At 62.4% G+C, this 25,678-nt stretch carries 25 protein-coding genes; 7 read left to right on the top strand and 18 right to left on the bottom strand.

From position 1 onward, the window contains the following. The first annotated feature begins 51 nt into the window (after positions 1-51). The 4 genes from LPJGGPFB_RS00125 to LPJGGPFB_RS00110 all read left to right on the top strand — a co-directional run bounded on the left by LPJGGPFB_RS00125 (position 52) and on the right by LPJGGPFB_RS00110 (position 1,245). Positions 52-261: a cold-shock protein gene (locus LPJGGPFB_RS00125; protein ID WP_025424998.1), complete on the top strand. Its 210-nt coding sequence runs from the start codon at positions 52-54 to the stop codon at positions 259-261. Between the two features lie 123 nt (positions 262-384). Then, positions 385-669 (top strand): hypothetical protein, encoded by a 285-nt coding sequence (locus tag LPJGGPFB_RS00120; protein WP_025424997.1) that lies wholly within the window; start codon positions 385-387, stop codon positions 667-669. A gap of 57 nt (positions 670-726) precedes the next feature. Then, a complete protein-coding gene (gene rpsU / locus LPJGGPFB_RS00115; protein WP_025424996.1) occupies positions 727-963 on the top strand; it encodes a 30S ribosomal protein S21 in 237 nt (78 codons plus the stop codon). Between the two features lie 57 nt (positions 964-1,020). After that, positions 1,021-1,245 carry a hypothetical protein gene (locus tag LPJGGPFB_RS00110; RefSeq protein WP_173418189.1) on the top strand — a complete coding sequence of 75 codons (225 nt, stop codon included), beginning with the start codon at positions 1,021-1,023 and terminating at the stop codon, positions 1,243-1,245. 226 nt (positions 1,246-1,471) lie between these two features. Here the strand turns inward: LPJGGPFB_RS00110 and LPJGGPFB_RS00105 are convergent, their stop codons facing one another. Both LPJGGPFB_RS00105 and LPJGGPFB_RS00100 read right to left on the bottom strand, forming a co-directional pair. Beyond that, positions 1,472-2,497, bottom strand: a complete 1,026-nt coding sequence (locus tag LPJGGPFB_RS00105; RefSeq protein WP_173418188.1) for a DUF1254 domain-containing protein — start codon at positions 2,495-2,497, stop codon at positions 1,472-1,474. 17 nt (positions 2,498-2,514) lie between these two features. Beyond that, entirely contained in the window at positions 2,515-3,933 is a 1,419-nt protein-coding gene (locus LPJGGPFB_RS00100; RefSeq protein ID WP_173418187.1) for a DUF1254 domain-containing protein, read from the bottom strand. A 218-nt stretch (positions 3,934-4,151) separates the two neighbouring features. Between LPJGGPFB_RS00100 and LPJGGPFB_RS00095 the strand changes: the two genes are divergently transcribed. After that, positions 4,152-6,368, top strand: coding sequence for an adenylate/guanylate cyclase domain-containing protein (locus tag LPJGGPFB_RS00095; RefSeq protein WP_173418186.1), 2,217 nt, complete (start codon positions 4,152-4,154; stop codon positions 6,366-6,368). A gap of 22 nt (positions 6,369-6,390) precedes the next feature. Here LPJGGPFB_RS00095 and LPJGGPFB_RS00090 read toward each other — a convergent pair whose 3' ends face one another. From LPJGGPFB_RS00090 to LPJGGPFB_RS00050, 9 genes are all read right to left on the bottom strand, one after another. Then, positions 6,391-6,894 (bottom strand): YHS domain-containing (seleno)protein, encoded by a 504-nt coding sequence (locus LPJGGPFB_RS00090; protein ID WP_427857381.1) that lies wholly within the window; start codon positions 6,892-6,894, stop codon positions 6,391-6,393. A 44-nt stretch (positions 6,895-6,938) separates the two neighbouring features. Beyond that, positions 6,939-7,529: an ankyrin repeat domain-containing protein gene (locus LPJGGPFB_RS00085; protein WP_173418185.1), complete on the bottom strand. Its 591-nt coding sequence runs from the start codon at positions 7,527-7,529 to the stop codon at positions 6,939-6,941. Between the two features lie 165 nt (positions 7,530-7,694). After that, positions 7,695-8,354, bottom strand: coding sequence for an aspartate/glutamate racemase family protein (locus LPJGGPFB_RS00080; RefSeq protein ID WP_173418184.1), 660 nt, complete (start codon positions 8,352-8,354; stop codon positions 7,695-7,697). Next, a complete protein-coding gene (locus LPJGGPFB_RS00075; RefSeq protein ID WP_173418183.1) occupies positions 8,351-9,814 on the bottom strand; it encodes an MFS transporter in 1,464 nt (487 codons plus the stop codon). Before LPJGGPFB_RS00075 ends, LPJGGPFB_RS00080 begins: the two co-directional genes overlap by 4 nt. 327 nt (positions 9,815-10,141) lie before the next feature. Further along, positions 10,142-10,984: a MurR/RpiR family transcriptional regulator gene (locus LPJGGPFB_RS00070; RefSeq protein WP_173418182.1), complete on the bottom strand. Its 843-nt coding sequence runs from the start codon at positions 10,982-10,984 to the stop codon at positions 10,142-10,144. A 100-nt stretch (positions 10,985-11,084) separates the two neighbouring features. Beyond that, positions 11,085-12,005: a polyphosphate kinase 2 gene (gene ppk2 / locus LPJGGPFB_RS00065; protein WP_173418181.1), complete on the bottom strand. Its 921-nt coding sequence runs from the start codon at positions 12,003-12,005 to the stop codon at positions 11,085-11,087. A gap of 136 nt (positions 12,006-12,141) precedes the next feature. Further along, the gene (locus LPJGGPFB_RS00060; RefSeq protein ID WP_173418180.1) at positions 12,142-13,620 is read right to left on the bottom strand and encodes an aldehyde dehydrogenase family protein; all 1,479 of its coding nucleotides are present in this window, start codon (positions 13,618-13,620) and stop codon (positions 12,142-12,144) included. Between the two features lie 36 nt (positions 13,621-13,656). Beyond that, positions 13,657-14,943 carry an MFS transporter gene (locus tag LPJGGPFB_RS00055; protein ID WP_173418179.1) on the bottom strand — a complete coding sequence of 429 codons (1,287 nt, stop codon included), beginning with the start codon at positions 14,941-14,943 and terminating at the stop codon, positions 13,657-13,659. A 236-nt stretch (positions 14,944-15,179) separates the two neighbouring features. Beyond that, on the bottom strand, positions 15,180-15,692 hold the full coding sequence (locus LPJGGPFB_RS00050) for a DMT family transporter (protein ID WP_173418178.1): 513 nt from the start codon (positions 15,690-15,692) through the stop codon (positions 15,180-15,182). Positions 15,693-15,781: 89 nt separating this feature from the next. Between LPJGGPFB_RS00050 and LPJGGPFB_RS00045 the strand changes: the two genes are divergently transcribed. Then, entirely contained in the window at positions 15,782-16,702 is a 921-nt protein-coding gene (locus LPJGGPFB_RS00045) for a LysR family transcriptional regulator (protein ID WP_173418177.1), read from the top strand. 139 nt (positions 16,703-16,841) lie between these two features. On the opposite strand, the gene LPJGGPFB_RS00040 is transcribed toward LPJGGPFB_RS00045, so the two are convergent. The 7 genes from LPJGGPFB_RS00040 to LPJGGPFB_RS00010 form a co-directional block, all read right to left on the bottom strand. Further along, positions 16,842-17,879 carry a Tim44 domain-containing protein gene (locus tag LPJGGPFB_RS00040; RefSeq protein WP_173420903.1) on the bottom strand — a complete coding sequence of 346 codons (1,038 nt, stop codon included), beginning with the start codon at positions 17,877-17,879 and terminating at the stop codon, positions 16,842-16,844. A gap of 147 nt (positions 17,880-18,026) precedes the next feature. After that, entirely contained in the window at positions 18,027-19,622 is a 1,596-nt protein-coding gene (locus tag LPJGGPFB_RS00035) for a GMC family oxidoreductase (RefSeq protein ID WP_173418176.1), read from the bottom strand. A gap of 72 nt (positions 19,623-19,694) precedes the next feature. Next, entirely contained in the window at positions 19,695-20,690 is a 996-nt protein-coding gene (locus LPJGGPFB_RS00030) for a branched-chain amino acid ABC transporter permease (RefSeq protein WP_173418175.1), read from the bottom strand. After that, entirely contained in the window at positions 20,683-21,570 is an 888-nt protein-coding gene (locus tag LPJGGPFB_RS00025) for a branched-chain amino acid ABC transporter permease (protein WP_173418174.1), read from the bottom strand. Before LPJGGPFB_RS00025 ends, LPJGGPFB_RS00030 begins: the two co-directional genes overlap by 8 nt. Positions 21,571-21,573: 3 nt before the next feature. Continuing rightward, a complete protein-coding gene (locus tag LPJGGPFB_RS00020) occupies positions 21,574-22,275 on the bottom strand; it encodes an ABC transporter ATP-binding protein (protein ID WP_173418173.1) in 702 nt (233 codons plus the stop codon). Position 22,276: 1 nt separating this feature from the next. Next, on the bottom strand, positions 22,277-23,059 hold the full coding sequence (locus tag LPJGGPFB_RS00015; RefSeq protein ID WP_173418172.1) for an ABC transporter ATP-binding protein: 783 nt from the start codon (positions 23,057-23,059) through the stop codon (positions 22,277-22,279). Positions 23,060-23,073: 14 nt separating this feature from the next. After that, a complete protein-coding gene (locus tag LPJGGPFB_RS00010) occupies positions 23,074-24,279 on the bottom strand; it encodes an ABC transporter substrate-binding protein (protein WP_173418171.1) in 1,206 nt (401 codons plus the stop codon). Between the two features lie 236 nt (positions 24,280-24,515). On the opposite strand from LPJGGPFB_RS00010, the gene LPJGGPFB_RS00005 reads away from it, so the two are divergent. Next, positions 24,516-25,463, top strand: coding sequence for a LysR family transcriptional regulator (locus LPJGGPFB_RS00005; protein ID WP_173418170.1), 948 nt, complete (start codon positions 24,516-24,518; stop codon positions 25,461-25,463). The last annotated feature ends 215 nt before the right edge of the window (positions 25,464-25,678 follow it).

Here is a 25,678-nt window from a genome sequence, read left to right as displayed (position 1 = left end):
CGGCCCGGCGAATACCCGTCGAGCGAAATCAACGATTGAAAGGAGATCGTTATGAATTCAGGCACAGTCAAGTGGTTCAATGGCACCAAGGGTTTTGGCTTCATCCAGCCGGATGACGGCACGACTGACGTGTTTGTTCATGTTTCCGCTGTAGAGCGTGCAGGCATGGGCTCGCTGGCGGAAGGCCAGAAGGTCACCTACGACATCGTCCGCGACCGCAAGACCGGCAAGAACTCTGCCGACAATCTGCGGGCGGAATGAATCGTCATCTGCCTCCCCCGACCACGGATGTACTGGCTGGGGACGTTTGATTGACGGGAAGAGGTCGGGTGAAGCCCGGCCTTTTTGCGTCCGGACCCTGCACCGCCGGGGAAGGAAACTATCATGACCCGCAGAATTTGTGCCGTTGGCGACACGGTGACCGTAAGGGCCGATTTCACCAAGCTGGCACCCGCCGTCAGGACGTGCCGGATCATCGGTGTTCTGCCCGCCGACCACGGCGAGACCCAATATCGCGTCCGTTTCGACGGCGAGAATTTCGAACGTCGCATCGTTGCAAGCGACGTCGAGACCACTGAGGCGGCCTCTCCCATCGAAGAGGGACCGTCGCGCATCATTGCCAAGGGGGAACCCTGGCTGAAACCGTCGCGCATCCGGATCGGAAGATAGCTTTAGGCAATTTCGGTCCGCCGGTGTGCGGCCACGAACCAAAGGGAAGGATATACCTTGCAGGTACTCGTTAGAGATAACAACGTCGACCAGGCACTTCGCATTCTCAAGAAGAAGATGCAGCGCGAGGGACTGTTCCGCGAATTCAAGGCGCGCAGCGCCTACGAAAAGCCGTCGGAAAAGCGCGTTCGCGAAAAGGCCGAAGCCGTTCGTCGCCAGCGCAAGCTTGCGCGCAAGAAGCTGCAGCGCGAAGGCCTGCTGCCGGCGCCGAAGAAGGCCGTCCGCACCCGCTAAATCTGAGGCACCGATGCCGATTTCGGCATCGGTCCACGCCCGAGCGAGGAGGTACGCATGACGTCGACGAAGAAAGATCTTTTCAAGCCCGAGCGCTTGTCGGCAGCCGACAAGGCTGCGGCGACCGACCATACGGCTCGCGGTATCGTTGCTGCTGAAAAGCTGGCGCGCGAGAAGAAGACCGAAAAGCTCAAGGCTCAACGGCTCCTGCAGGAGGCTGACGCCGAACCTGTAGTCCCGGCGCCGAAGCGCCAGCCGGCGCGCAAGCGTACCCCCGCCTGATTTCCCTCATCATTGCACGATCTGGAGCGTTTCCGGTCTAAACCGGCTTGCGGAAGCGCTCTCCATCTCTTTTCTTCCGTCTCTCCTGGCGGAAGGCCGTCTCGCGTTTCTGCTGGAAACGTCTTGCGCGTTGGAATGCCGTGCGGCCAGGCAAGCGCCGATGATAGCTCGCGCTCGTTATGCCCGCCGCACCTCAACCCGATGCCTGGTCAGCCATTGCTCCCGGCTAGTTGACGGGACTCGGCTCCGGAAACTGCCACTTTCCATCCAGTATTTCCTGCCTTGGACGATAGAGGCGCACGGTGTAATTCCAGCCCTTCGTTATCGGCAGGCAATTTTCTATCTTGCCGTCACAGCCACCGAACTGGATGGCGATCGCGCCATCAGCGCCCTTCTTCGCTGTGATGTCGTTGAGTGCGTAGGCGTCGTACGGGTTCTTCTCGTAATAGCCCGCCGCATCGTAGACGCTCACCGACCAGAAGGCATCGACCGGAACGTCCTTCACATCGAGCTTGTAGACCGTTGCACCATCATTTTTGGCCGGTGTGATGTTGAGATAGACAGCATCCTTGTCCGGATTGCCGCCCCATCCGGTAGCTGTGCCGATCAGGTGGCGGACGGGGTCGACTTCGTCCTTGGTGCCGAAGGCCTTCTTGAAGTCCGGCATGGTCGAGCCGAGCACGAGCAGGGCTTCGCGCACCGTCTTCTGGCTCGCCGGGTCCCAGGCGGGGATCTCGAATGTGCCAATGCTCTTCTGACTGACCTTGATCGCGTCCTGCAAAGCATGGACGTCCTCGACGTCCTTGGGATCGGCTGGATCCACCAGTGTGCGGACGCCGACAACGACATAGCGCGTCCCGACACCCTCCCTTGTCAGCGTGTGCTCGCCGGCATCATAGGTCACCTGCGGCACGTAGTGGTCCTCGTTGACCACTTGCATCGACATGAACCGCTTTCCGGCATCGGGCATCGTTATCGTGACCGGCCCGGCATCGAGGTCGAAGACCGCCGAGGAATAAAGCGTGTCGCGATTGAGGCGAATGACGGTCTGATTGTCGATCGAGGCCGGCTCGCGGCGATGCAGGAACTTGCCCAGGCCTGCGTCCTTGACCATCGAGCTGATGTACATGTCGCTCTCGGCCCGGACGAAATTGTCGACGCCGACGATGACAGGGTCTGCTGCTACCGCCGGCAACGGGCTGAACCCGGCGAGAGCCGCTGCCATGGCGAAGGTGATACGAGATAGGGTCATGTCACGATCCTCAATGTTCAGTTGACGTGTTGCAGGGGTGGGGCTTTCCATTTGCCGTCGAGCGCATCGGGCTTGGGCCAATAGAGCCGCATGACCACGAAGAATGGTCCCTTCGGTGCGGGCAGCCAATTGCTTTCCCGATCAGCGCCCGGGTTCTCGTTCTGGACATGAAGGGTCATGCCGCCGTCGGCGTCTTGCTTGAGGCTCGGGAGCATCGGCGAATTGATGAGATAACGATCGAGCGAGTTGGCGTAGAGCAGGCTTTCCGGTAGCTGGTAGAGCGTCAGCGACCAGAAGGCGTTGACCGGCGGCAGTTGGCCGGGCTCGAAACGCAGCGCGTACCTGCTTGCGCCGGAGAGCGGCTTTTGCTGGTCGTCGGTAAAATAGGCGGGGTAAAGGGCTTCGTCCTTCGAGTTGCCGTAAATGCCCAGCACGGCGCCCGACATGCGCTGCATGTAATCATTCTTCAGGAATTCGCGCGTGCCGAATGCATCGGCGCTCGACGCCTTGCCGGTGTCGATCATCGTCTCCTTGTGTTCCTTGAACGCGGCCCAGGCATCCGCCATGCCGTCGGTGATCGCTTTCTGGACATCCGGCGGGAAGGCATCGGGGTCGAATGTCTTGCCTCCGCCGATATTCAAGTCTGCGAAACGCTGCATCAGCGCCGTCTCGGACGGGTGCGTGGGGCAGAACCGCAGGATGAAGTCGAGCACTTTGAAGAAATCGGGCGATGTCTTTTCGTCGGCCGCACTCAAGGGCGCGATGAAGTCGATGACAGGGACCGGGGCCGGTGCCGGCTGGCCGAGAAATTTCGACAGCGGCTCGACCCGATAGCCGGCCTGGATCTTCTTGACGTTTTCGATGTCACCGGGGTTGAAGAGCTGCGTGCGGTAAAGCACGAAGGCGAATTCCGTTTCCGAGCGGATAACGGCCTTGATGCCGGGCGGCGTTTCGCCTTTCCAATTCGGCCCCGCAAGCAGGTAGCTGCCTGCCTCGTTGCCCGTGGCGCGGCTGCCGATATAGGCGAAGTTGAAGGTGTAAAGGTCGATGAACTGCAGCGAGTAGTAACGCTCCTTCTCGATCGCCGGCACGGTGAACACCAGGGGCTCGGCTCTCAGATCAGCGCCGACATAGGAGTAGGGCGTATCGGAGTTGGGGGTCTGGATCGCCTTGTCGTCCGGCGTATAGACCCGTGCATTGTTGACGAGTTCGTTCCAGGGGGCCTTGAACTCCGGTCCTCCGGTGTCGACGAAATAGGAATGCTGGACGCGGTAATTGTCGACCAGCGGAAAACCGTAGATCGTCGCTTCCTTGGCGATTGCCCGTGCTTCGTCTGGTTTGAGCGCCACATCGGCGGCAACGGTACGCAGGGCCGTCAACGGGGGCAGCGTGGCAGCGAGCGCGCCATAGATCAGAAGGGTCCGTCGTCCGAGCATGCGAAGTCCTCCAGATGAATGCGTGTGGCGCAGGCAGTCGACGGCACCCGCAAAACCGTGCGGAACCAAGGCGGTCTCGATGCTGAGCGACCGGCGGAAAACCGCAAGTACGTAACAGTTACGACGGCGCCACCATCATGGCTGTCGACTCGATGGCGGCGCCTGACGACCTGCGGTAACATCGCCCGTGGAATACATCGTAGGTGAAGAGACCGTCGATGGAGCGCCGCCTCGCAGCCGTCCTGATCGCCGACGTCGCCGGATACACTCGCCTGAGCCGGCTCGACGAGGAGGGAACGCGCGCCCGATTCCAGAGCGACCTGCACGACATTCTGGAGCCGCAGTTTGCCGAACACCACGGACGACTGGTCAAGACGATGGGCGACGGCCTGCTGGTGGAGTTTCGCAGTGTGGTCGATGCGCTTCGCTGCGCGGTGGAAATCCAGCAACGCAAGGCCGAGCAGGCCGACAAGGTCGCAGCCGATCGCCGTCTCGATTTCCGCATCGGCATCAATCTCGGCGATATCATTGTCGAAGGCGACGACATTCACGGCGATGGCGTCAATACGGCCGATCGGTTGCAAGGGCTCGCTGAGCCCGGCGGCATAGCCATTTCCGGCACCGCCTATGATCAGGTGCGATCGAAGATTTCCGTCGGCTTTGCCTCGCTTGGCGAGCAGACGGTGAGGGGCATTGCCGAGCCCATTCGCGTGTACCGCGTGCTTCTCGATCCTGATGATGTCGGCAAGACCATCGTCAAGGCGACGACACACCATCCCGCACGAAAAAGCATCCTCATTGCTGGTGGCCTCATGCTGATCCTCGCAGTTGCTGCCGCCTGGTGGCAGCCGTGGACGCTCATTCTGCCGGAGACCTCGACGGAGCGCATTGCCTATCCCTTGCCCGACCAGCCATCCGTCGCCGTCCTGCCTTTCATCAATGTCAGCGGCGACCGGGATCATGACCACTTGGCCGAAGGACTGACTGACGACCTGATCACCGAGCTGTCGAAAGTCTCCGGACTGTTCGTGATTGCCCGCCATTCCGTCTTTGCGATGAAGGACAGCGCTTCGAAAATCCAAGACGTGGCGGCGGAACTGGGCGTTCACTACATTCTCGAAGGCACGCTGCAGCGGGCGGACCAAAGGTTGCGCATCAACGTCAAGCTGATCGATGCGATGAGCGGCCTGTCGCTTTGGGCGGAGCGCTACGACCGGCAATATGCCGATCTCTTCGCCGTGCAGGATGACGTCATCGGCAAGATCATCGCGGCGCTCGAGGTCAAGCTCAGCGAAGGCGAGCGCGACCAGCTTGCCCGCATTCCGACCGACAATCTCGAACCCTACGACTATTACATGCGCGCCGAGCAGCAGGGGCTGATCTACAGCGATGTCGATACCTATCGTCAGACCCTGGCCTTCTATCAGAAGGCGATCGACCTCGATCCGCAATTCGCCGATGCCCATGCCGGGATCGCGCGCGTCGCCGTCGATGTCTGGCGCAACGACTACAACTCTCTCTGGTCGGCGGCCGTCGCCCGCAAGATCGCCTATGACGCTGCCGGCCAGGCTCTGAAGCTCGATGCCAACAATGCGCGCGCCCACACGGTGCTGGCATTGCTGCAGCTCGTCGACGGCCGCCAGACGGAAGCGCGGCAATCGGCAGCAAGGGCGGTCGCAGCCCAACCGAGCGATCCCGAAGCCTATGCCAATCAGGCGCTGATCCTGGCGCAGACCGGAGACCACCAGCAGGCGATCGCCGATCTGGAGCGGGCACTGCGGCTCGATCCGTCGCCATCCGCCAGTCTTCGGCTGCTGGCCGGCATCGTCTACTACACAGCGCGGGATATCGACCGGGCGATTCCGCTCATCGAGGTCGCAGGCGAGTCCCTGCCCAATGCCGAGGCTGCCCGCGAGTATCTGGCGTCCGCCTATGCGCAGCGCGGCGATCGGGCTCGCGCGGTTGCGGAAGGGGAGGCGCTGCTAAAACTCTTTCCCGACACCAATCTCACCTATTACGGCTATCTCTATGATTACTGGCGCGAGGAGGACTTGAACCGCCACCTCTATGGTCTGCGCACCGCCGGCATTCCGGAGTGGCCCTTCGGTTTCGTCGGAGCGGCCGCCGACCGGCTGGGACCTGCGCAACTCGGTGCGCTTATCAGCGACAAGACCTGGAGCGGGCAGCACAAGAACGGCACCAGTTTCATGCAGTTCTTCGACAAGGCGGGTAACACCGCCTATCGCAGTGCCAACACCAACATCACCGGCCGCATCGAAGTGAAGGGCAATCAACTCTGCGAGAGGTTCGACGGTTATTTCCTCGACCGCATGGTCTGCGGCTACGTCTACCGGAACACAGCCAAGGGCGAACGCAGTGCAGACTTCATTCACGTGACGCCGCAGGCGTTGAAGTTTTTCTCGATCGAGCAATGACGGCGTTTGGAATGGAAGAATTTTAGCGCGCCTTCTGCCAGGTGGTGCCAAGCTTTTCCGAAACGAGCGTGTTTTCCACTTCGGACCAGTGTTTCTTGGAATCGACTAGCTTGTTCGGGTTCTTCTCAAAACCTTCCGCCGCACCCGGATCATAGCTCAGGAACAGCTTGCCCTCGATGATCCGCCAGGCCCTTGGATCGATGTTGGTGGTCACCGTTCCGAACGAGACGCCATCGGCACAGTAGCCGCCATATTGCGGGGCGTATCGGGTGGGTTCGCGGATGAACAGCTCGCGGTTTTCGGCGCTGGCAAACTGCCAGTTCGCCCCGAGCCAGCGATAGGAAATCTGCGGCGAGCCTTCCAGCGCCTTGCTTTCGGTGAAATAGGCGACCGGGTCGTAGCCCTTGATGGCGACATCACCGAAATAGCCGGTATTGACCAGATTTTCCGCCATCGTTGGCGCGGATAAGGCGAGAAACGCCGTGGTCGCGAGACCGAAGGCGCAAGCGTATCGATGGTATGACATTCCTCTTCTCCGATTTCCGGATGCGGTTGGCGCGCGCTCAGGCATCACTTCCGCTTGGTGCATTCGGTGTAGAGCCAGTCGCCGACGAGGTCGGCTTTCTGGCAGGTGGCGCCGGCTTTGAGCAGAAGCTCGGCTGCGTCCCAGTGCGAACGCCAGCCGGCCTGTGTCAGCGGCGTATAGCCGTTGCGTTCCTTCGCCTCGATCTCTGCTTTTTGTGCCAGCAGCACTGCCACGACGTCGGCGTGGCCTTCCTCGGCTGCCGCATGCAGAGGCGACATATGGTAGAAGTTCTTGCTGTCGTTGACGTCGGCACCCTTGGCGACGAGCAGTTTGACGGTGTCGAGATTACCGCCGTAGGCGGCCGCGTGCAGGGCGGTCAGCCCGCCCTTGTTGCGGATCTCGATGTCGCAGCCGCGGTCGAGCAGCAGAGCGACCACTTGCGGTCGTCCGGCAAGGGATGCGACCAGCAAAGCGGGTTCACCGGCCATATCCGGCTCGGTGATGTCGGTTCCCTGATCCAGCAACAGTGTGACGCGCCCGATGTCGCCGTCTCTTGCCGCGTCATGCAAGGGACCTGCAAATGCCGCCGAGGTGAAGAACGCCAGCCCGGCGACAGAAGCACACAGATAGTTCATTGCGCCACCTCCGCCCCAGCTTCGGTTTTGCATGTAAGGACACTCGAAAATATCACAGAGTCCTTGCCGGCAACAAGGTCAATTGCCGGTTGGGGCAGAGCCCGAGCTTTTACGAGGGGGCGTCGCTTGGAGCCGGAGCCAGATAGAGTACGCTGAAATTGCGGGTCAGGCGTTGACCCGCATCAGGTCGAGCACGCGCTCCACCGCGCAGGGGATGGGTGCGATGATCGGCGTCGCAAAATGCGGCTGCAACTGTTCTGCCGCCTGGCCGAGCGGGCCGCCGCCGATGATGACGGCCTCGGCACCGTCGAGCTCGATGCATTGCCGCACCGCTTCGCCGAGCGCTTCCCGCAATCGCTTTTCATCACCGGCAAGGGCGAGCGGGTCGCCCGGCGTACAGCGGATGCCGGTGTACTGGCCGACAAGGCCGAGGTCGCGGGCACGATCGTCGATTGCCTCGATCAGCTCCGGCGTCGTGGTTGCGACGCCGAATTTGCGGCCGCCCCGCGCGGCCTCGATCATCGAGGCCTCGCAGATGCCGACGACCGGAATGTCGACCCCGGCTTTCAGGTCGGCGAGACCCGGGTCGCCGAAGGCGCTGACGATGATGCCGAGGCAACTGTCGTCGTGCGCCGCGCCGATCTCGATGACCTCGTCGGCCGCAGCGGTCAATTGCTGCGGCGTGACGATCATCGGCGGGTTCCGCCTGGCCGTGGCGACTGCCACGGCCAAGCGTCCGGTGACAGCCCGCTCGGCGATGGCGAGCATCATGCTGCTTGTCGCCTGCGAGCTGTTCGGGTTGATCAACAGGATATGCGCGGTCACGTTCTAACTTCCATGCCGACATTGATCTTGTTCGGTTCAGCCTTGGCGAGGTCGGCATCCGCCGGCTGGTCCAGGTCTTCCATCGACATGCCATAGGTCTCGGGGCCGAGCTGGATGCAGAAAGCGAAGACCGCATACATGCCGGCTGCCAGACCGAACACCCCGACCATGCCGTAGGTGTCGAACAGCATGCCGGAGATGGTCGGCACGAAGGAGCCAGCCGCCGATCCGGTCGCCAGGATGAGCGCGACGCCGAAGGCGCGGATGCGGGTCGGGAAAAGCTCAGGCGCGTAGATCCAGATCGAGGTGTTCAGCAAAAGCACGAAGAACTGGAAGATCGCTCCGAACATCAGGACGAGATAGATGTTGGTGCCGAGATAGGCGATCGAAATCGCTGCAAGGCAGGCAAAGACAGCACCTGTTGTCAGCACCTTCTTGCGCGGGAAGTAGTAGCCGAACATCGAGGCGGCGATGGCGCCGAGCACGCTGCCGCTCTGGATGATCATGCTGTAGAGCAGACTGCCCTGCAGCGTGTAGCCCATCGACACGAAGATGATGGGCATCAAGGTCAGCACCGACAGCTGCGCGCCGTAGCTCATGAGGATGGCGATCGCGACGGGAATGGTCCGGCCGATGAACGGTGCGCGGAAGAGCTCCTTCCAGTCGCTCTTGGCCGGTGCTTCGTCCTGGAGATGCTCCTTGGTCAGGTACTCCTCGACCTTGAGGTTGCGCGGCCGCAGCGACCCGGAGGCGAGAATCGACAGCACCTTGTTGGCCTCGTCGATCTTGCCTTGGGAGGCGAGGAAGCGCGGCGTCTCCGGCACGAAGCGGCGATAGAAGACCACCAGCAGCGCAGGCAGGGCCAAGGCTGCGAACAACCAGCGCCAGCTGTTTTCACCCGGGAAGAGCGTGAAGATCAAAAGGCCGAAGGCCGGCGCCAGGAAATTGCCGAAGCCGCCGGCACCGACATTGACGAGGCCGGCTGCGGTGCCACGGAATTTCGGCGAGCAGAATTCCGACAGCATCGTCACGGCGGTGGAGATCTCGCCGCCGACACCGAAGCCGACGATGGCGCGGGCAAAGCACAGCGCTGTGAAATTCGGCGCGAGCGCGCAGGCGGCCGAGCCGATGGTGAAGAGCAGGAGGTTGATCGTCAGCATCACGCGGCGGCCGTAGCGATCGCCGAGAATGCCCGACAGCAACCGGCCGAGAGCGGCGCTGCCGAAGGTGATGGTGTTGAGGAAGCCGATGTCGGTGCCGGTCAGGCCCCAATGTTCCTTCAGGATGGGACCGGCGACGCCGATGGTGTTCTGCTCGAAGCTGTCGAACAGGCAGCCGATCAGGACCAGGGCGATGATCTGCTTGTGGGCGCCGGTGACGCCGATCTTGGTGAAGGCTGATTCCAACTGTCGAATGACCGGCGAAGACTTGCCGGAAGGCACCATATTTTCCGCTGCCATGGTTTGTTCCCCTTTATGGCTTAACTGGCGTGAAAACTTAGTTTCATGATGCTACATCAAGAAATCATGGTTTCATACTGGAAATTTGCTTTGGAGCCGACGAACCGGACGTTTCACGCCTGACGAGCGCTGCTACCGTCCAGTACAATTCTTCTTCACAGCAATGCCATTGAGGAATGCAGATTTCGTGCCAGAGTAAAAGAAATCACAGTTTCGCTTTTATAATCAAATATATGAGCTTCTGTTCGCTCGCATTGCATCGATGAAATTATGATTTCACCTGATCGAAGAATGGACTGCTGTTTCAAGCAGGTGCCTAAACAACGGTCACAACTCTTCGAGCGCGTCGTTCAGCGCTTCGATGCCGCGCAGGCGGTTCCGGCCGGTGACACCGGCGGTTTCGATGCAGCGCGTTGTCAGGAGATGGCAGAGCGCCATGACGGAGACGTGGTTGAAAAGAGGGCCAGGGGCGAGCGTCTGGCAGCGGAAATGCCACTCGGCCTGGCTGAGGAAGGGCACGCCTTCGTCAGTGATGTAGAGCAGGCGTGCGCCGGACCTTTCCACTTGGCCGAGGAGCGTGTCCATCAGGGCGATGCGGCGGCGCAGGCCGAAGACGATGACCACGTCGTCGGGCGTGAAGCTGACGAGATGTTCCCCGAGCGTCTGGCCGCCGCCGGGAATGGCCGCGATGTTCTCGATCACCTGGGTCAGCTGCCATTGCAGATAGGTGGCGAAAGAATGGCTGGCGCGAAAGCCGATGACCCAGACTTTTCGCGCCTTGAGCAGCGCTGCCGACGCGGCGTTGATCTGCGTTTCGGAAATCGCCAGGAACGTCGCCTCGATGTTGGCGACGCCTTGGGCCACATGGGCGGTGACGGATTGTTCGCCGGCGGTATCGGCGCTTGTCGCCAGGAACAGCCGCGATCCCGTCTGCTTGTCGGCGCGCGCGTGGCGGCGCGCCTCCTCGTAGTTGTCATAGCCGAGCCGCTGGATGAACCGCGACACGGTTGCCTTCGACACATGCGCCAGAGCCGCCAGCTCCTGGGCGGAGTAGCTGGCGACCTCTCCAGGAAAATCGCAGAGAAAGTCTCCCAGGCGCCGCTCTGCCGGATGCAGTTCCGGCAGCACTTGGCGGACGCGGGTGAGGAAGGATCGCTCTTTGGGACTCATTACCAATTCCATGAAACCGTCGTTTCACGGACTGTCCGATTTCCGCGGAGTGTTGGCAAGGGCGCGAGGTCGCAAAGATACGGCCTCGCGCCCAGAGGCTTCAATACTTTGATGGCACGTAAAGTTCCGGCGGCAGAACCTTGCGCTCATAATCCGGATTGAACACCCGCTCCGGCAGGGTGATCTCCTCGTGCGGCACGTCTTCATAGGGGATCTGCTGCAGCAGGTGATCCATACAGTTCAGCCGCGCCCGCTTCTTGTCGTTGCCTTCGACGATGTGCCACGGTGCCTCGGGAATGTTGGTCCTGGCGAAGGTCTCTTCCTTGGCCTTGGTGTAGGCTTCCCAGCGTACGCGCGACTGCAGGTCCATCGGCGACAGCTTCCACTGCTTCAGCGGATCGTGGATGCGCACCAGGAAGCGCATCTGCTGCTCCTCGTCGGTGATCGAGAACCAGTACTTGACCAACCGGATGCCGGAGCGCACCAGCATGCGCTCGAATTCCGGAACGTCGTTGAAGAATTGCTCGACCTGGTCTTCGCTCGCAAAGCCCATGACGCGCTCGACGCCGGAACGGTTGTACCAGGAGCGGTCGAACAGCACGATCTCGCCGCCGGCCGGCAGATGCGGCACGTAGCGCTGGAAATACCATTGCGTCTTTTCACGGTCTGACGGGGCGGGCAGGGCTGCGACCCGGACGACACGCGGATTGAGGCGCTGGGTGATGCGCTTGATCACGCCGCCCTTGCCGGCCGAATCGCGCCCCTCGAAGATCACCACGACCTTCTCCTTGTGGTACACGACCCAGTCCTGCAGCTTGATCAGCTCGGACTGAAGCGCGATCAGCGCGCGAAAATAGTCGATGCGCGGCAGCGATGGCGGATGGCTCTTGCGGTAGATCTTGCGGATCTCTTCCGAAAGCGCCGGCTCGGAAAGCTCGAGCTCGTAGTCTTCGTCGAGCGTATCGGCGAGTTCCGCCTCCAGCCAGTCCTGCCCGTCGAAGTCGCCATTTGACCTGTTCATCACATCCCTCCAGCGCACAAGCGCGCAACCCGGTCGCACCGCGGCATGATGCGACCGTCCCTGGGCTTATTCCATAGCAGCATGAAGGGAATTTGACGCCGCCCTCTGTGGCCGGCGCCGCTGCTTGCGAGGCGCGCTATGCCTTGATGTACCAGCCCCAGGGCTCATCGGCGTCGAAGCTGGTGATCTGCTTGGTCTCAAGGTAGTTGGAGAGGCCCCAGCGGCCGAGCTCGCGGCCGATGCCCGACTGTTTGTAGCCGCCCCAGGGCGCCTCGGTGAAGGTCGGTTGCGAGCAGTTGACCCAGACGATGCCGGCGCGCAACGCACGGGCGACACGTTCGCAGCGTGCCTTGTCTGCCGACATGACGGCTGCGGCAAGGCCGAAGCGACTGTCGTTGGCCATGCGCACCGCATCCGCTTCGTCTGCAAACGGCTTGACGCAGACGACCGGCCCGAAGATTTCCTCGCGCCAGACATAGCTGTCTTCGCTCATGTCGGTCAGAACCGTCGGCTCGATGAAGTAGCCGCTGTTGAAGCCGGCCGGCCGGCCGCCGCCTGCCGCGATGGTCGCGCCGTCCTGGCGGGCGCGGTCGATGGCGGTCAGGATCTTGTCATACTGCCCCTTGGAAACGATCGGCCCGAGCAGCGTGCCGTCGTCGAGGCCATTGCCGATCTTGATCTTGGCCACCTCTTCGCAGAGCCGCTTCACGACGGCCTCGTAGATCGGCTCCTCGACGAGCACGCGCGAGGTTGCCGAGCAGACCTGCCCCTGGTTCCAGAAGATACCGAACATGATCCATTCGACGGCTCTATCGATATCGCTGTCGGCAAAAACCACGAAGGGCGACTTGCCGCCGAGCTCGAGGCTGATGTTCTTGATGTCCTGGGCGCCGGCCATCATTACCTTTCGCCCTGTTGGCACCGAGCCGGTGAAGGCGAGCTTGTCGACCAGCGGATGCTCGGTCAGCGGCTGGCCGGCATCCTGCCCGGTGCCGGTGATGATGTTGAGCACACCCGGCGGAAGCTCGATCTCCTCGGCAATGGCGCCGAGTTCCAAAGCCGTCAGCGGCGTCAGTTCCGACGGCTTGAGCACGATGGTGCATCCGGCGGCAAGCGCCGGCGCCACCTTCCAGGAGACCATCAGCAACGGATAGTTCCAGGGCGTGATTGCGCCGACGATCCCGAGCGGCTCGCGAATGGCGCGAGCGGTGAAGCGGTTGTCGCCGACGACGATCGTTTCCTCGGGGTTGGCGTCGAGTTCTTCGGCAAGGCCTGCATAATAGCGAAAGCAGCCGGCGGCATCGTCGATATCCCAAAGCGCTTCCGGCAACGGCTTGCCGTTGTCGGTGACCTCAAGACGCGCCAGCGCATGGCGTCGTTCCTCGATCTTCTCGGCAATGGCCCGCAGATAGACCGCCCGCTCGGTGCCGGTGAGCTTCGGCCATGGGCCACTGTCGAAGGCGATGCGGGCAGCTTTGACGGCGCGGTCGATGTCGTCATAGGTGGCCGCCGGCGCGCGGTGGATGACCTCCTCGGTCGCCGGATCGATCACGTCGAGCGTCCCACCGCGCCGCGGCTTTTCCCATTTTCCGTCGATGAACAACTTGTCCCGCATGCCAGTCCCCTCATTTCAGCCCGGCAGAGTATGGCCCTAGCGGTGGCCGTCGCGCCAGCCGCCGGTCGTACTTTTTTCGGCAATCTTGCTTTCTGCGTCGGGACTTAGGTCCTCGAGCGTCGTTTTGACACGCGGCCTCCACACCAGGAACGGAAGAACGGGAAGTATGGCGCCGGCACTGGCAGCGAACCAGAATTGTTGCAACGTCATCCAGCCGGCGCTGTGCAATATTCCGGTGAGGACACCCGCCACCATGAACAGGTCCATCAACGGCAGGCTCAGCGCATAGAAGACCGCCTGGCGCTCGAGGCTCAGCCGCTGCTGGATGATCGTGAAATAGGCGGCAAAGGCCACCATTTCGGGGATGCCGCCGACAATCAGCATCGCCGCCGCCAGTGCATGGCTCGGGGCGAAAACCAGCGCAAGTGTCGTCACCCCTTCAAGAAGACTTGCGACGAGATAGGCGGTCAGCAGCGACGGCGTACCGATCAACGTTCTCGCCAGGTGGCTTGAGACGAGTGCGCCGAGAACAGCGCCGGCCCCTTGCGCTGCCAACAGCACAGTCCACATGGACGGACCAAGCCCGAACTGGTCGTGATTGAGCCAGAAGAGAAAGGGTTGCAGCGCTCCGAGGGAGATCATGTAGCCGAGAGCGGGTAGAACGAGCGCCAAGAGTATCGGGTTTTCGCGCAACGTTGCGGCCGCTACCCGGAAAAGGCCGGTTGTGTGTGCCGGATCCGGCGCGAGCCGCTTTTGCCCTGCTGCCACATTGCCCCAACCAAGGGCAATTGCCGCCAAGAGGTGGCCGATGGCAAGTGCCGGAAAAGCCAGGGCAGGGGACGCGATGGTCAGCACGAGGCCTGCGGCCGGCGGACCGAAAATCTTGGCCAGCCGGTCGATCGTCTGAAACGCGGTGTTTGCCTCCATGTTGCGGCCGGCGGGCACGACGGCGGCGCGCAGCGCCAACAGGCCGGGGACAACAACAGTGTCTGCGAGGCCGATGATCAGAACGATGATCTGCAGCGTACCCGCGTGCTCGACGGCGGTGACAACGACAAGGCACAGTGCAGTGACGATGAGCCCGGTGCCAACGGCTGTATGCGGACCGGCGCGTCGGATCAACCCGGCGGCAACCGGCGCAAACAGAATGCGCGGCGCGAGCCTGAGCGCGAGGCTGCCGACAAGTTCTGCGCCGGTGCCGAACCGTTGCGCGACGAGAAGCGGCAGCGCCGCGACCAACATCCAGGAGCAGAAGGAATAGAAGGCAAGAGCGAAACCGACGCGCCGGAAGGCGCTCGATTTCCAGAGAGATGGAGAATTCATGATGAGCCCGATTGGCAGTCGATAGCCTCGTGCTCCCGACAATCGCGGCAACCGCTTTTGGCGGGCAGCGAATTCAGGAGAAGGAGATCAATCGAACAACAGAAACCAGCCCGTGGGACACGGGCGACTTTGGGCTCGTTGCAACAAGCCCCGCCTTGCGGGGCTCGTCACGCCATCAGGTGTGGTTCGCTCGACATGGGCACTGACTAGCATCATTGCGGCGACAGCGGCAAGAATTACGGTGGCAGGTGTACACGATCAACGGGTCTGGCTTGCGAGTGCGCCGGTAGGGCGCTTGCAAGCTGCGTGATCACCATTCCGCCGACGATCAGCGCAACGCCGATCAGACGGGCGACACTGGCAGGTTTTTCCGGGAAGCCCATCAGGCCGAAGTGGTCAATGACAATTGAGACCGCCATCTGGCCGGCAATGACGGCAACGATGAAGCTGGCGGCGCCAAGTTTCGGAGCGAGCAGCAGAGCGGCGGTGATGTAGATGACGCCGGCCGCGCCGCCGATCCAGATCCACCAGGGACCCTTCATGGTTTCGCCGAGCGTTGGCATCGGCGCACGGAATGCGATCATGATGGGAATGATGAGAGCGAGGCTGACACCGAGCGAAACGACGGTGGCCCATAGGGGGTGGCCGATGAGGCGGCCAAGCATGGCGTTGGCGCCGGCCTGGAACGGCACGACCGCTCCGGCGAAGACGGCGGCGAGGATGAGGAGGAGGGACCCAGCATTTGGCATGACGATATTCCGATCTGTTTGACGGCTTGATGCTCCATCATTCGAAACAGGAATGGAAATTCTGATCTTGCACAGTCTATATTCGCAATATGAATAGTCTGGCCGGAATCGACCTGAACCTGCTCGTCGTGCTCGATGCCCTTCTGGCCGAGCGCCACGTGTCGCGTGCCGCCCTGCGCCTCAACAAGAGCCAGCCTGCGGTCAGCCACGCACTGGCGCGCCTGCGCCATCTTTTCGATGATCCCCTGCTGGTGCGGCATGGCGGACGGTTGGAGCCGACCCTGCGGGCGCTCGAAATCGCGCCGCAACTCACTGACGCTATGGTCCGGATGCGGTCGTTGCTGACGCCGGCAGGTTTTGATCCGGCAACGGAGCGGCATGTGTTCCGGCTGGCGATGTCGGACTATGGCGCTGCGGTGCTGCTGCCGAAGCTGATGGCGACCTTGCGGATCGAAGCGCCGCAGGTCGACCTGATCGTCAGCCAGGCGAGCCGCGAGGTCATGGCCTCGCAGGTCACCGAAGGCGAGATCGATCTGGCGCTCGGGGTCTTTCCGACCCACGGTGAAGGCATCCGGTCATCGTTGCTGTTCAATGAAAGCTTTGCCTGCCTTGCAGATGCGTCGCAGCTTGCCGGATTGCCGGCCATGGACCTTGGCGACTATCTCGCCCGGCCGCATGTGCTGGTGTCGTTGCGCGGTGATGTCGGCAACGAGATCGACCTTGCGCTGGCAATCACAGGAAAGTCGCGCCGCATCTGTCTTGCTATCCCCCACTGGAGTGTTGCGCCCGGCCTGGTGCGTGGGACGGATCTCGTCCTGACCGTGGCACGCCGTATCCTGCCGCAGGGGGATGGCCATGGCCTGGCCGTTTTCGAGCCGCCCTTTGCCATTCCGCCGTTCGACTTCGAGCAGATCTGGCATCGGCGCCGCGATGGCGATCTGGGGCATCGCTGGTTGCGGGGGCTTGTCTCTCGCATTCTCGGTGATGTGGGGCCGACTGCCGATCATTGACGCGGGTGGCGCTCGCCGCCCTTGTCTCGGGGACCGACTGATCCGCATATCCCCCGCGCCGTCGCCGGTACGTGCAGGTCAAAAAAAGACCCGGTCGGATGGGCCGGCCGGGTCTCAAAGGTTTAGCGTGCTGATTTTATCAGGCGTGTCCGACGCCCTGGATCGCCGAGACCTGCCATTCGCCGTCGGCCTTGCGCACGAAGGTCCAAAGCTCGACAGCTTCCGTCAGATTGTCCGGATCGCCGCTGATCACCTTGCCGGTCGTACGGTCGCGCATCACGTCGATGCTCTCGTAGCGCATCGCGACCGTCGCGAAGTCGGTGCCGTTTTCCGACCAGGCTTCGGCGACATCGCCCTGCACGAGATGGACGTCGGTGACGTCGTTCTTGACGCCGCTGGTGGCGTTGTCGCTCAGTTCCTCGGCGAGGTAGGACATGGCTTCCGGTGTCGTCAGGCGACGCAGAGTGCCGTAATCCTCGGCCGCATAGGCCGCCTGGACGTCCTTCAGCATCTTCTCGAACTGTTCGAGGTCCGACTGGCCGATGCCGATTTCATCGGCCGGGCCTTCCGCTGCGGGGGCGGGTGTCGGTGCGACGATCGGGCGGGTGTTCACCTGCGCATTTGCCTGGCCACCGCCGATGCTCGGGATCTTGAACGACGGCATGCCGTTCGACGGCTGCTGGGCCGACGACCGCTCAGACGGGCCGGCATAGGCCGTCTGCTGACGGTTGCGGCCGAAGAAGCGCATGGCGAGCATGATCACGCCGCCGATCAGGAGCATCTGCACGATCAGGCCGAGGAAGCCCGCAGCGCCGCCGAAGCCGCCACCCATCAGCATGCCGATCAGGCCACCGACCATCAGGCCGCCGAGAAGCGAGCCGCCGAAGCCGCTGAAGAAGCCGGGGCGAGCGTTGGGCGTGTTGGCAGCGCCTGGACGCGTCTGGGCGGCGCCCGGTGTGGCCGTCGTCGGGCCGGCGTCCTGGCGCGGCGTCATCGAGCGGTCGATCGGTGCCGCGTTGGTCGGCGCGGTGCGGGTGACGGGCGGCTGCGAAAAGGTGCGTGTCCCGCGGCTGCCGAAGCCGCCGCCGGAGCGCCGTGCCTCGGCGACATCCACAACTGTGAGCCCGACCGTGAGACCAATCGCCATCATCGCCAGAGCTCGTCCAAAACGCTGCATTGCCATTCAAACCCCTTATAGTGCTTGGGCCCGATGAGGGCCGTTGCTGGTTCATATAGAGGTTCCGGTCCCGGATTTTAAGGTTTTCGCGTCGCTTTTGGTCCGCTTTACCGTAATCGCGACCGCGAATTCTGCCCGAACAAGCCCTCAGCGGTTGGATTCGAGGATCATCGCCGCTGCCTTCTCGGCAATCATGATCGTCGGCGAATTGGTGTTGCCCGAGGTGATCGTCGGCATGATCGAGGCATCGGCAATCCTCAAGCCCTGCAGCCCGCGCAGGCGCAATTCCGGATCGACGACGCTTGCCGGGTCCGCGCCCATCCGGCAGGTGCCGACCGGATGGAAGATCGTCGTGCCGATATCGCCGGCGGCGCGACGCAGATCCTCGTCGTTCTCATAGGACGGCCCCGGCTTGAACTCGACCGGGTTGAAACAGGCGAAGGATGGTTGGGCGACGATGCGGCGCGTCAGGCGAATGGAACGGACCGCGACATCGCGGTCGGCCTCGGTTGACAGATAGCGTGGGCGGATGTCGGGCGCTGCGGCAAAATCCGGTCCCTTCAGATGCACCGAGCCTCGGCTTTCAGGCCGCAGATTGCAGACGCTGGCGGTGATCGCCGGGAAGGGATGAACCGGCTCGCCGAACTTTTCGAGCGACACCGGCTGCACGTGATATTGCAGGTCCGGCGTTTCCTTCTCCGGGCCGGAACGGGTGAAGATGCCGAGCTGGCTCGGTGCCATCGCCATCGGGCCGGAGCGCCTCGCCAGATATTCAAGGCCGATCGCCGCCTTGCCGAACAATGTGCTTGCCTTCTCGTTCAACGTCGGCACGCCGGTCACCTTATAGGCGAGGCGCAGTTGCAGGTGATCCTGCAGGTTTTCGCCGACGCCTGCCATCTCGTGCCGGACCTCGACGCCGTTGTCCTGCAGGACATCCCCGCGGCCGATGCCCGAGAGCTCCAGGATCTGCGGCGAGCCGATGGCGCCGGCGGAAAGAACGGTCTCGCGCCGACAGCGGGCCCGCTTGACCCCGCCGTCGTGCTGGAACTCGACGCCGGCGATACGGCCTTCCTCGATCACCAGCCGGCGGACATGCGCCTTGGTGAGAATGGTGAGATTGCGCCGGTTGCGGGCGGGCCGAAGAAACGCCTTCGCCGTATTCCAGCGGATGCCGGAGCGCTGGTTGACGTCGAAATAGCCCGAGCCTTCATTGTTGCCACGGTTGAAATCGGGTGTTTCCGGGATGCCGGCCTCGGTCGCCGCCTTCTGAAAAGCGTCGAGCACCGCCCAGCGAACGCGCGCCTTTTCCACCCGCCATTCGCCGCCGGCACCATGCATCTCGTCGGCGCCGCGATAGTGGTCTTCCGACTTGCGGAAATGCGGCAGGACGTCGTCCCAGCCCCAATCGGTGCAGCCCAGCTGGCGCCAGTGATCGTAGTCGCGCGCCTGGCCGCGCATATAGATCATGCCGTTGATCGACGAGCAGCCGCCGAGCACCTTGCCGCGGGGATAGCCGAGCGCCCGGCCATTCAGCCCCTCTTCGGCGGCGGTGGTGAAACACCAATCGGTGCGGGGGTTGTTGATGCAATAGAGGTAGCCGACCGGGATGTGGATCCAGTGATAGTTGTCGCTGCCGCCGGCCTCGAGCAGCAGGACGCGGCGGTCCCGGTTTTGGGAAAGGCGGTTCGCCAGAACGCAGCCGGCGCTGCCCGCTCCGACGACGATATAGTCGAACGTGTCCATGGGCTCACTCTTCCTGTCGATACCCGGTCCGGCCGAAGGCGGGGACCGGGCCGGCTCGCTTGCCCGAGGGCCTTAGTGCCGATGCTCGAAGCCGAGCTTGCGACCGAGCCTTGAATTGTAGAACTCGCCAACGATGCCGCGCCGGAACAGAAGCACGCAGACCATGAACACCAGGCCGGTGATGATGGTGACCGGGAATTCGGAGGTGGCAAGATAGTTCTGCAAGGTCACGACCAGACCGGCGCCGAACAGCGGTCCGATCAGCGTGCCGATGCCGCCGAGCAGCGTCATGAGGATGACCTCGCCCGACATCTGCCAGCTGACGTCGGTCAGCGTTGCGAACTGGAAGACCAGCGCCTTGACGCCGCCGGCAAGGCCGGTGAGGGCTGCCGACATGACGAAGGCGGCGAGCTTGTAATTGCGCACGGAATAGCCGAGCGACACGGCGCGCGTCTCGTTCTCGCGGATCGATTTCAGGATCATGCCGAAGGGGGAATGGATGATCCGCCAGATGATGGCGACGCCGATGATGAACACGCCCAGCACGAAATAATACATGTTCGTCGATTGGCTGAGATCGATGAAGCCGAAGAGATGGCCGCGCGGCACGGACTGGATGCCGTCCTCGCCCTTGGTGAATTCGGCCTGCAGGCAGAAGAAATAGAACATCTGCGCCAGCGCCAGCGTGATCATGGCGAAATAGATGCCTTGCCGGCGAATGGCGAGATAACCGATGATCGAGCCGAGGAATGCCGCCCCGGCGACACCGATCAGAATGCCGAGTTCCGGCGGTAGCCCCCATTCCTTCACCGCATGCGCGGTGAAATAGGCTGCCCCGCCGAAGAAGGCCGCATGCCCGAACGAGAGCAGGCCGGTGTAGCCGAGCAGCAGGTTGAAGGCGCAGGCAAACAGTGCGAAGCACAGAAGCTTCATCAGGAAGACGGGATAGAAGAACAACGGTGCCAGCACCAGCAGCGCCAGACCGGCTGCGAGGATGATCGTCTGTACGACGACCGGCTTCTTTTCGCTTGGCTTATCGATATCGAGTGTCAGTGTCATATCAAACATCCCGGCCGAAGAGGCCTGCAGGCCGTATCAGGAGAACGATGGCCATGATCACGAAGATCACGATGTTGGAGGCTTCGGGGTAGAACACCTTGGTCAGGCCCTCGGCGACGCCAAGCAGGTAGCCGGTGACGATCGCGCCCATGATCGAGCCCATGCCACCGACCACCACCACGGCGAAGACGACGATGATGATGTTGGAGCCCATCAACGGCGAGACCTGGTAGATAGGGGCTGCGAGCACGCCGGCAAGGGCGGCCAAGGCAGCGCCGAGCGCATAGGTCAGCGTCAGCAGGAACGGCACGTTGATGCCGAAGGACTGGACGAGGATGGGGTTTTCGGTGGCCGCCCGCAGATAGGAGCCAAGCTTGGTCTTCTCGATCACCAGCCAGGTGCCGATGCACACGACGAGCGAGAAGGCGATCACCCAGCCTCGATAGATGGGCAGGAACATGAAGCCGAGATTGGTGCCGCCGGCAAGGGCTGCCGGCGTCGCATAGGGTTGGCCCGAGGCGCCATAGAGATAGCGGAACGTGCCTTCGATCGTCAGCGCCAGGCCGAAGGTGAAGAGCAGGCCATAGAGCGGATCGAGCGTATAGAGCCGCCGCAACATCGTACGTTCGATGATCGCGCCGACAACGCCGACGGCAAGCGGTGCGATAACGAGCGCCGGCCAGTAGCCGATGCCGAAATAGGACAAAAGCAACCAGGCGAAGAAGGCGCCAAGCATATATTGCGCGCCATGGGCGAAGTTGATGACGCGCAACAGGCCGAAGATGATCGCCAGGCCGAGGCTCAGGAGCGCATAGAACGAGCCGTTGATAAGGCCGATGAGCAGTTGGCCCAGGAGGGCCTGCAGCGGAATTCCAAAAATCATGGTCATGGCTCAGACCCCCAGCACATCGTGCAGCATGTCCATGCGGGCGGAGAGTTCCGAAACGGGAAACTCGCCGACTATGCGGCCATGGTCCATCAGGTAGAAACGGTCGGCAACCTTGCTGGCGAAGCGAAAGTTCTGTTCGACCAGCAGAACGGTCATGCCGCGCGCCTTCAAGGTCTTCAGCACGTCGCCGATGCGCTGGACGATGACGGGGGCAAGGCCCTCGGTCGGTTCGTCGAGCAGCATCATGCGCACGCCGGTTCTCAAGATCCGGGCGATCGCCAGCATCTGCTGCTCGCCGCCGGAAAGCTTGGTGCCGGGGCTGTTGCGGCGCTCGTGCAGGTTAGGAAAGAGCTCGAAGATTTCGTCGACGGTCATGCCACCCTTGGCGACGGCCGGCGGCAGCAGCAGGTTTTCGTAGACGGAGAGCGTCGAAAAGATGCCGCGCTCTTCGGGGATGAAGCCGAGGCCACGGTGGGCGACCCGGTGCAGCGGCACCTTGATCAGGTCTTCGCCGGCGAAATCGATCGTTCCCTTGCGATTGCGCACGATGCCCATGATCGAGCGCAGGGTGGTGGTCTTGCCGACGCCGTTGCGTCCGAGCAGGGTGACCATCTCGCCTTCGCCGACGGTCATGTCGACGCCGTGAAGGATGTGACTTTCGCCGTACCAGGCGTTGAGGCCGGAGACTTTCAGAAGTGGTTTCATCTCAGGCCTCCTCGGTGCCCATATAGGCGGTGCGCACCCGCGGATCGGCCGACACTTTTGCGTAGTCGCCCTCGGCCAGGATCTCGCCGCGTTGCAGCACCGTGACGTGATGGCAGAGCGTCGAGACGACGGAGAGATTGTGCTCGACCATCAGCACGGCGCGTTCACGCGCCACTTCGCGGATGATCTCGGCGACCATGCCCACATCCTCGTGGCCCATGCCGGCCATCGGCTCGTCGAGCAGCAAGACTTTTGGATCGAGCGCCAGCGTTGTCGCAATCTCCAGCACCCGCTTGCGGCCATAGGAAAGATCGGCGGCGACCGCGTTTCTCTCCTTGTCGAGACCGACGGAGCGGATCAGCTGATCGGCCTTGGCGATGAGACCGTCGAGCGCCGACATCGGCTTCCAGAACTGGGTCGCAAGGCCGTTCGGTCGCTGTAGCGCCACGCGCACATTGTCGAGCACGCTCATGTGCGGAAACACCGCCGAGATCTGGAACGAACGCACCAGGCCCATGCGCGCCACCTTGTCCGGCGCCATGCGGGTGATGTCTTCGCCTAGCAGCGAGATCGTGCCGTCGGTCGGCTGCAGGAATTTGGTCAGGAGATTGAAGACCGTCGTCTTGCCGGCGCCGTTCGGGCCGATCAGTGCATGCACGCGGGCATGGTGGACGTCGAGGTTGACGTTGTTGACGGCGGTAAAGCCGCCAAAATCGCGACGGAGACCGCGGGCGGACAAAACCACCCGCGGCGCTCCATTCTGTTGTGGCAAGGCGGCGGTCATCGCGATCCGACCGCTCACGACTTCACGAGGTCGCAGCCGCTCTTGGCCGGATCGATGAAGGCTTCCGAACCGGGGATGGTGGCGAGCACCTTGAAATAGTCCCAGGGCTCCTTGCTTTCATCCGGCTTCTTCACTTCCAGCAGGTACATGTCATGGATCATGCGGCCGTTCTCGGCGACCTTGCCGTTTTCGGCAAAGACGTCGTTGACGGGCAGCGCGCGCAGTTCCTTGGAAACGGCATCGCCGTCATCGCTGCCGGCCTTCTCGATCGCCTTCAGGTAGGAAAGCACGGCGGAGTAGGTACCGGCGTGAACCATGTTCGGCATCTTGCCGGTGCGCTCCATGAAGCGCTTGCCGAACTTTGCCGTTTCTTCGTTGCGGTTCCAGTAGAAGCCTTCGGTGAGCGTCAAGCCTTGCGCCGCCTCGAGGCCGAGGCCATGCACCTCGGCAAGCGTGAACAGCAGCGCCGCCAGGCGCTGGCCGCCCTGGACGATGCCGAATTCGGCCGCCTGCTTGATGGCGTTGGAAGTGTCGAGGCCGGCATTGGCAAGGCCGATCACCTTGGCGCCCGACGACTGCGCCTGCAGCAGGAAGGACGAGAAGTCGGTGGTCGCCAGCGGATGGCGGACGGACCCGACGACGGTGCCGCCGTTTTCCTTGACATAGTTGCCGGTGTTTTCCTCGAGCGAATAGCCGAAGGCATAGTCGGCGGTCAGGAAGAACCAGCTGTCGCCGCCCTGCTTGACCAGCGCGCCGCCGGTGCCGACCGCCAGCGCATGGGTGTCATAGGCCCAGTGGAAACCATAGGGCGAGCACTGCTTGCCGGTGAGTTCTGTGGTGGCAGCGCCGGTGTTGATGGTGATCTTCTTCTTTTCCTTCGACAGCGCCTGGACGGCGAGGCCGACAGACGAGCTTGTCAGCTCCATGATGCTGTCGACCTGCTCGGTGTCATACCATTGCCGGGCGATGTTAGAGGCGATGTCGGCCTTGTTCTGGTGGTCGGCGGTAATCACTTCCACGGGAACACCCAGAACCTTGCCGCCGAAGTCCTCGACCGCCATCAGCGCGGCCTCGTAGGAAGACTTGCCGCCGAAGTCGGCATAGACGCCGGACTGGTCGTTCAGGATGCCGATCTTGACCTTGCCGTCGGATGCGTCGGCGAATGCGGCCGTGCTGCCGGCAAGCATCATGGCGAATGCGGTGAGCAGTTTCTTCGTCATCGTGTCCTCCTCCAAGGGTCAGCAGGCAGGGACTGGCAACACGAAATGGCGTGTCGCTCCGGCAAAGCGCGTGGCATTGCCGGACCGTCAGTCCCGTTCTGTTCAAATTTGGCCAGACATGCTCCTCAGATGTCGGCTCCGGCGTTACAATCCGGAAAAAATCGCTTGGATGCAAGCGCTGTCGCCCGTAAATTGCAAACAGGGTCTGTTCATTTTCGAACAGATGGGGCAGCGAGATGAATCCGAACTTCACCTGGGACGATCTGCAGTTCTTTCTGGCGGTCGCGCGCACCGGCCAACTGTCGACGGCGGCGCGAAGGCTCAGAACCAGCCATGCGACCGTGTCGCGGCGCATCGACCGGCTGGAATTCGCCCTCAAGGTCAAGCTGTTCGAGCGCAATCCGCGCGGCTACGTGCTGACGGCGATCGGCCAGCGCTTCGTCGAGACCGCCGAACGCATCGAGCGCGAGACCGAGCAGCTTCAGCTCGACATCAGCGACGGTCTGACGGCGCAGCGCGGCGTGGTGCGGCTGAGCACGCTCGAAGGGTTCGGCAACTTCTTCCTGTCGGATCGGCTGTCGAGCTTTGCCGCGACCTATCCGAACATCTCGCTGGAACTGGTGGCGATCCAGCAGATCATGTCGCTGTCGCGCAAGGAGGCGGACCTGTCGGTGGCGCTGACGGCGCCGAAGGCCGGTCCCTATCACTCCGAGGTGCTGACGCCCTATACGCTGCATGTCTATGGCTCGCGCAGCTATCTTGCCAGCCACCCGCCGATCAGGAGCCGCAACGATCTCGCCGCCCATCGCTTCGTCGGCTACATCGAAGACATGATTTTTGCGCCGGGGCTCGATTATCTCGGCGAGATCCAGCCGGGCCTCAGGGCGCATTTCCAGAGCTCGAGCATCCTCACGCAGCTGAAGGCCGTCCGCCAGGGGCTGGGTCTGTGCGTGTTGCCGCATTTCATGGCGCGCGACGAAAAGGACATCGAGATCGTGTTGCCCGACGAGGTCGAGCTGAAGCGCACCTACTGGATGATCTGCCACCGCGATCTGGTCGCCGTGCCGCGGGTGCGTGCGGTGCGTGAGTTCCTGATGCAGATCGTGCGGGAGAACTGGGGCCATTTCAGCCGCGAAAGGCCGCTCGCGGCAGCGCCGGTGGGCCAGATCCTGCAGCCGCGATAGAGCGCCCAGGCTACCCCTCATCGTTTTCTGCCGTGTTCGGTGATGTGAGCGCCGAAATCTGCAGAGGATTTGGATGTCGTTCGCCCTGTTGATAACTCCCCTTCGAATTTCTTCTTTATTTTCAGTTAGTTGTCGTTTCTTGGTGATTTTTTGAAATTGTCTGTTGACGTGTTCGAGGTGTGGGGTCTATAAGCCCGATCACTGAACGAGGGCGG

It is taken from the genome of Ensifer adhaerens (genome assembly GCF_013283195.1).
GTDB lineage: Bacteria > Pseudomonadota > Alphaproteobacteria > Rhizobiales > Rhizobiaceae > Ensifer > Ensifer adhaerens_G.
The sequence above is the reverse complement of the archived record's forward strand: the minus strand, read 5'-3'. Positions and strand labels throughout refer to the sequence as shown.

What these genes read in the sequence shown, in the direction of transcription:
- LPJGGPFB_RS00125 (WP_025424998.1), top strand. Translation starts at nt 52, where the DNA reads ATGAATTCAGGCACAGTCAAGTGGTTCAATGGCACCAAGGGTTTTGGC.
- LPJGGPFB_RS00120 (WP_025424997.1), top strand. Translation starts at nt 385, where the DNA reads ATGACCCGCAGAATTTGTGCCGTTGGCGACACGGTGACCGTAAGGGCC.
- LPJGGPFB_RS00110 (WP_173418189.1), top strand. Translation starts at nt 1,021, where the DNA reads ATGACGTCGACGAAGAAAGATCTTTTCAAGCCCGAGCGCTTGTCGGCA.
- LPJGGPFB_RS00105 (WP_173418188.1), bottom strand. Translation starts at nt 2,497, where the DNA reads ATGACCCTATCTCGTATCACCTTCGCCATGGCAGCGGCTCTCGCCGGG.
- LPJGGPFB_RS00100 (WP_173418187.1), bottom strand. Translation starts at nt 3,933, where the DNA reads ATGCTCGGACGACGGACCCTTCTGATCTATGGCGCGCTCGCTGCCACG.
- LPJGGPFB_RS00095 (WP_173418186.1), top strand. Translation starts at nt 4,152, where the DNA reads ATGGAGCGCCGCCTCGCAGCCGTCCTGATCGCCGACGTCGCCGGATAC.
- LPJGGPFB_RS00090 (WP_427857381.1), bottom strand. Translation starts at nt 6,894, where the DNA reads ATGTCATACCATCGATACGCTTGCGCCTTCGGTCTCGCGACCACGGCG.
- LPJGGPFB_RS00085 (WP_173418185.1), bottom strand. Translation starts at nt 7,529, where the DNA reads ATGAACTATCTGTGTGCTTCTGTCGCCGGGCTGGCGTTCTTCACCTCG.
- LPJGGPFB_RS00075 (WP_173418183.1), bottom strand. Translation starts at nt 9,814, where the DNA reads ATGGCAGCGGAAAATATGGTGCCTTCCGGCAAGTCTTCGCCGGTCATT.
- LPJGGPFB_RS00070 (WP_173418182.1), bottom strand. Translation starts at nt 10,984, where the DNA reads ATGAGTCCCAAAGAGCGATCCTTCCTCACCCGCGTCCGCCAAGTGCTG.
- ppk2 (WP_173418181.1), bottom strand. Translation starts at nt 12,005, where the DNA reads ATGAACAGGTCAAATGGCGACTTCGACGGGCAGGACTGGCTGGAGGCG.
- LPJGGPFB_RS00060 (WP_173418180.1), bottom strand. Translation starts at nt 13,620, where the DNA reads ATGCGGGACAAGTTGTTCATCGACGGAAAATGGGAAAAGCCGCGGCGC.
- LPJGGPFB_RS00055 (WP_173418179.1), bottom strand. Translation starts at nt 14,943, where the DNA reads ATGAATTCTCCATCTCTCTGGAAATCGAGCGCCTTCCGGCGCGTCGGT.
- LPJGGPFB_RS00050 (WP_173418178.1), bottom strand. Translation starts at nt 15,692, where the DNA reads ATGCCAAATGCTGGGTCCCTCCTCCTCATCCTCGCCGCCGTCTTCGCC.
- LPJGGPFB_RS00045 (WP_173418177.1), top strand. Translation starts at nt 15,782, where the DNA reads ATGAATAGTCTGGCCGGAATCGACCTGAACCTGCTCGTCGTGCTCGAT.
- LPJGGPFB_RS00040 (WP_173420903.1), bottom strand. Translation starts at nt 17,879, where the DNA reads ATGCAGCGTTTTGGACGAGCTCTGGCGATGATGGCGATTGGTCTCACG.
- LPJGGPFB_RS00035 (WP_173418176.1), bottom strand. Translation starts at nt 19,622, where the DNA reads ATGGACACGTTCGACTATATCGTCGTCGGAGCGGGCAGCGCCGGCTGC.
- LPJGGPFB_RS00030 (WP_173418175.1), bottom strand. Translation starts at nt 20,690, where the DNA reads ATGTTTGATATGACACTGACACTCGATATCGATAAGCCAAGCGAAAAG.
- LPJGGPFB_RS00025 (WP_173418174.1), bottom strand. Translation starts at nt 21,570, where the DNA reads ATGACCATGATTTTTGGAATTCCGCTGCAGGCCCTCCTGGGCCAACTG.
- LPJGGPFB_RS00020 (WP_173418173.1), bottom strand. Translation starts at nt 22,275, where the DNA reads ATGAAACCACTTCTGAAAGTCTCCGGCCTCAACGCCTGGTACGGCGAA.
- LPJGGPFB_RS00015 (WP_173418172.1), bottom strand. Translation starts at nt 23,059, where the DNA reads ATGACCGCCGCCTTGCCACAACAGAATGGAGCGCCGCGGGTGGTTTTG.
- LPJGGPFB_RS00010 (WP_173418171.1), bottom strand. Translation starts at nt 24,279, where the DNA reads ATGACGAAGAAACTGCTCACCGCATTCGCCATGATGCTTGCCGGCAGC.
- LPJGGPFB_RS00005 (WP_173418170.1), top strand. Translation starts at nt 24,516, where the DNA reads ATGAATCCGAACTTCACCTGGGACGATCTGCAGTTCTTTCTGGCGGTC.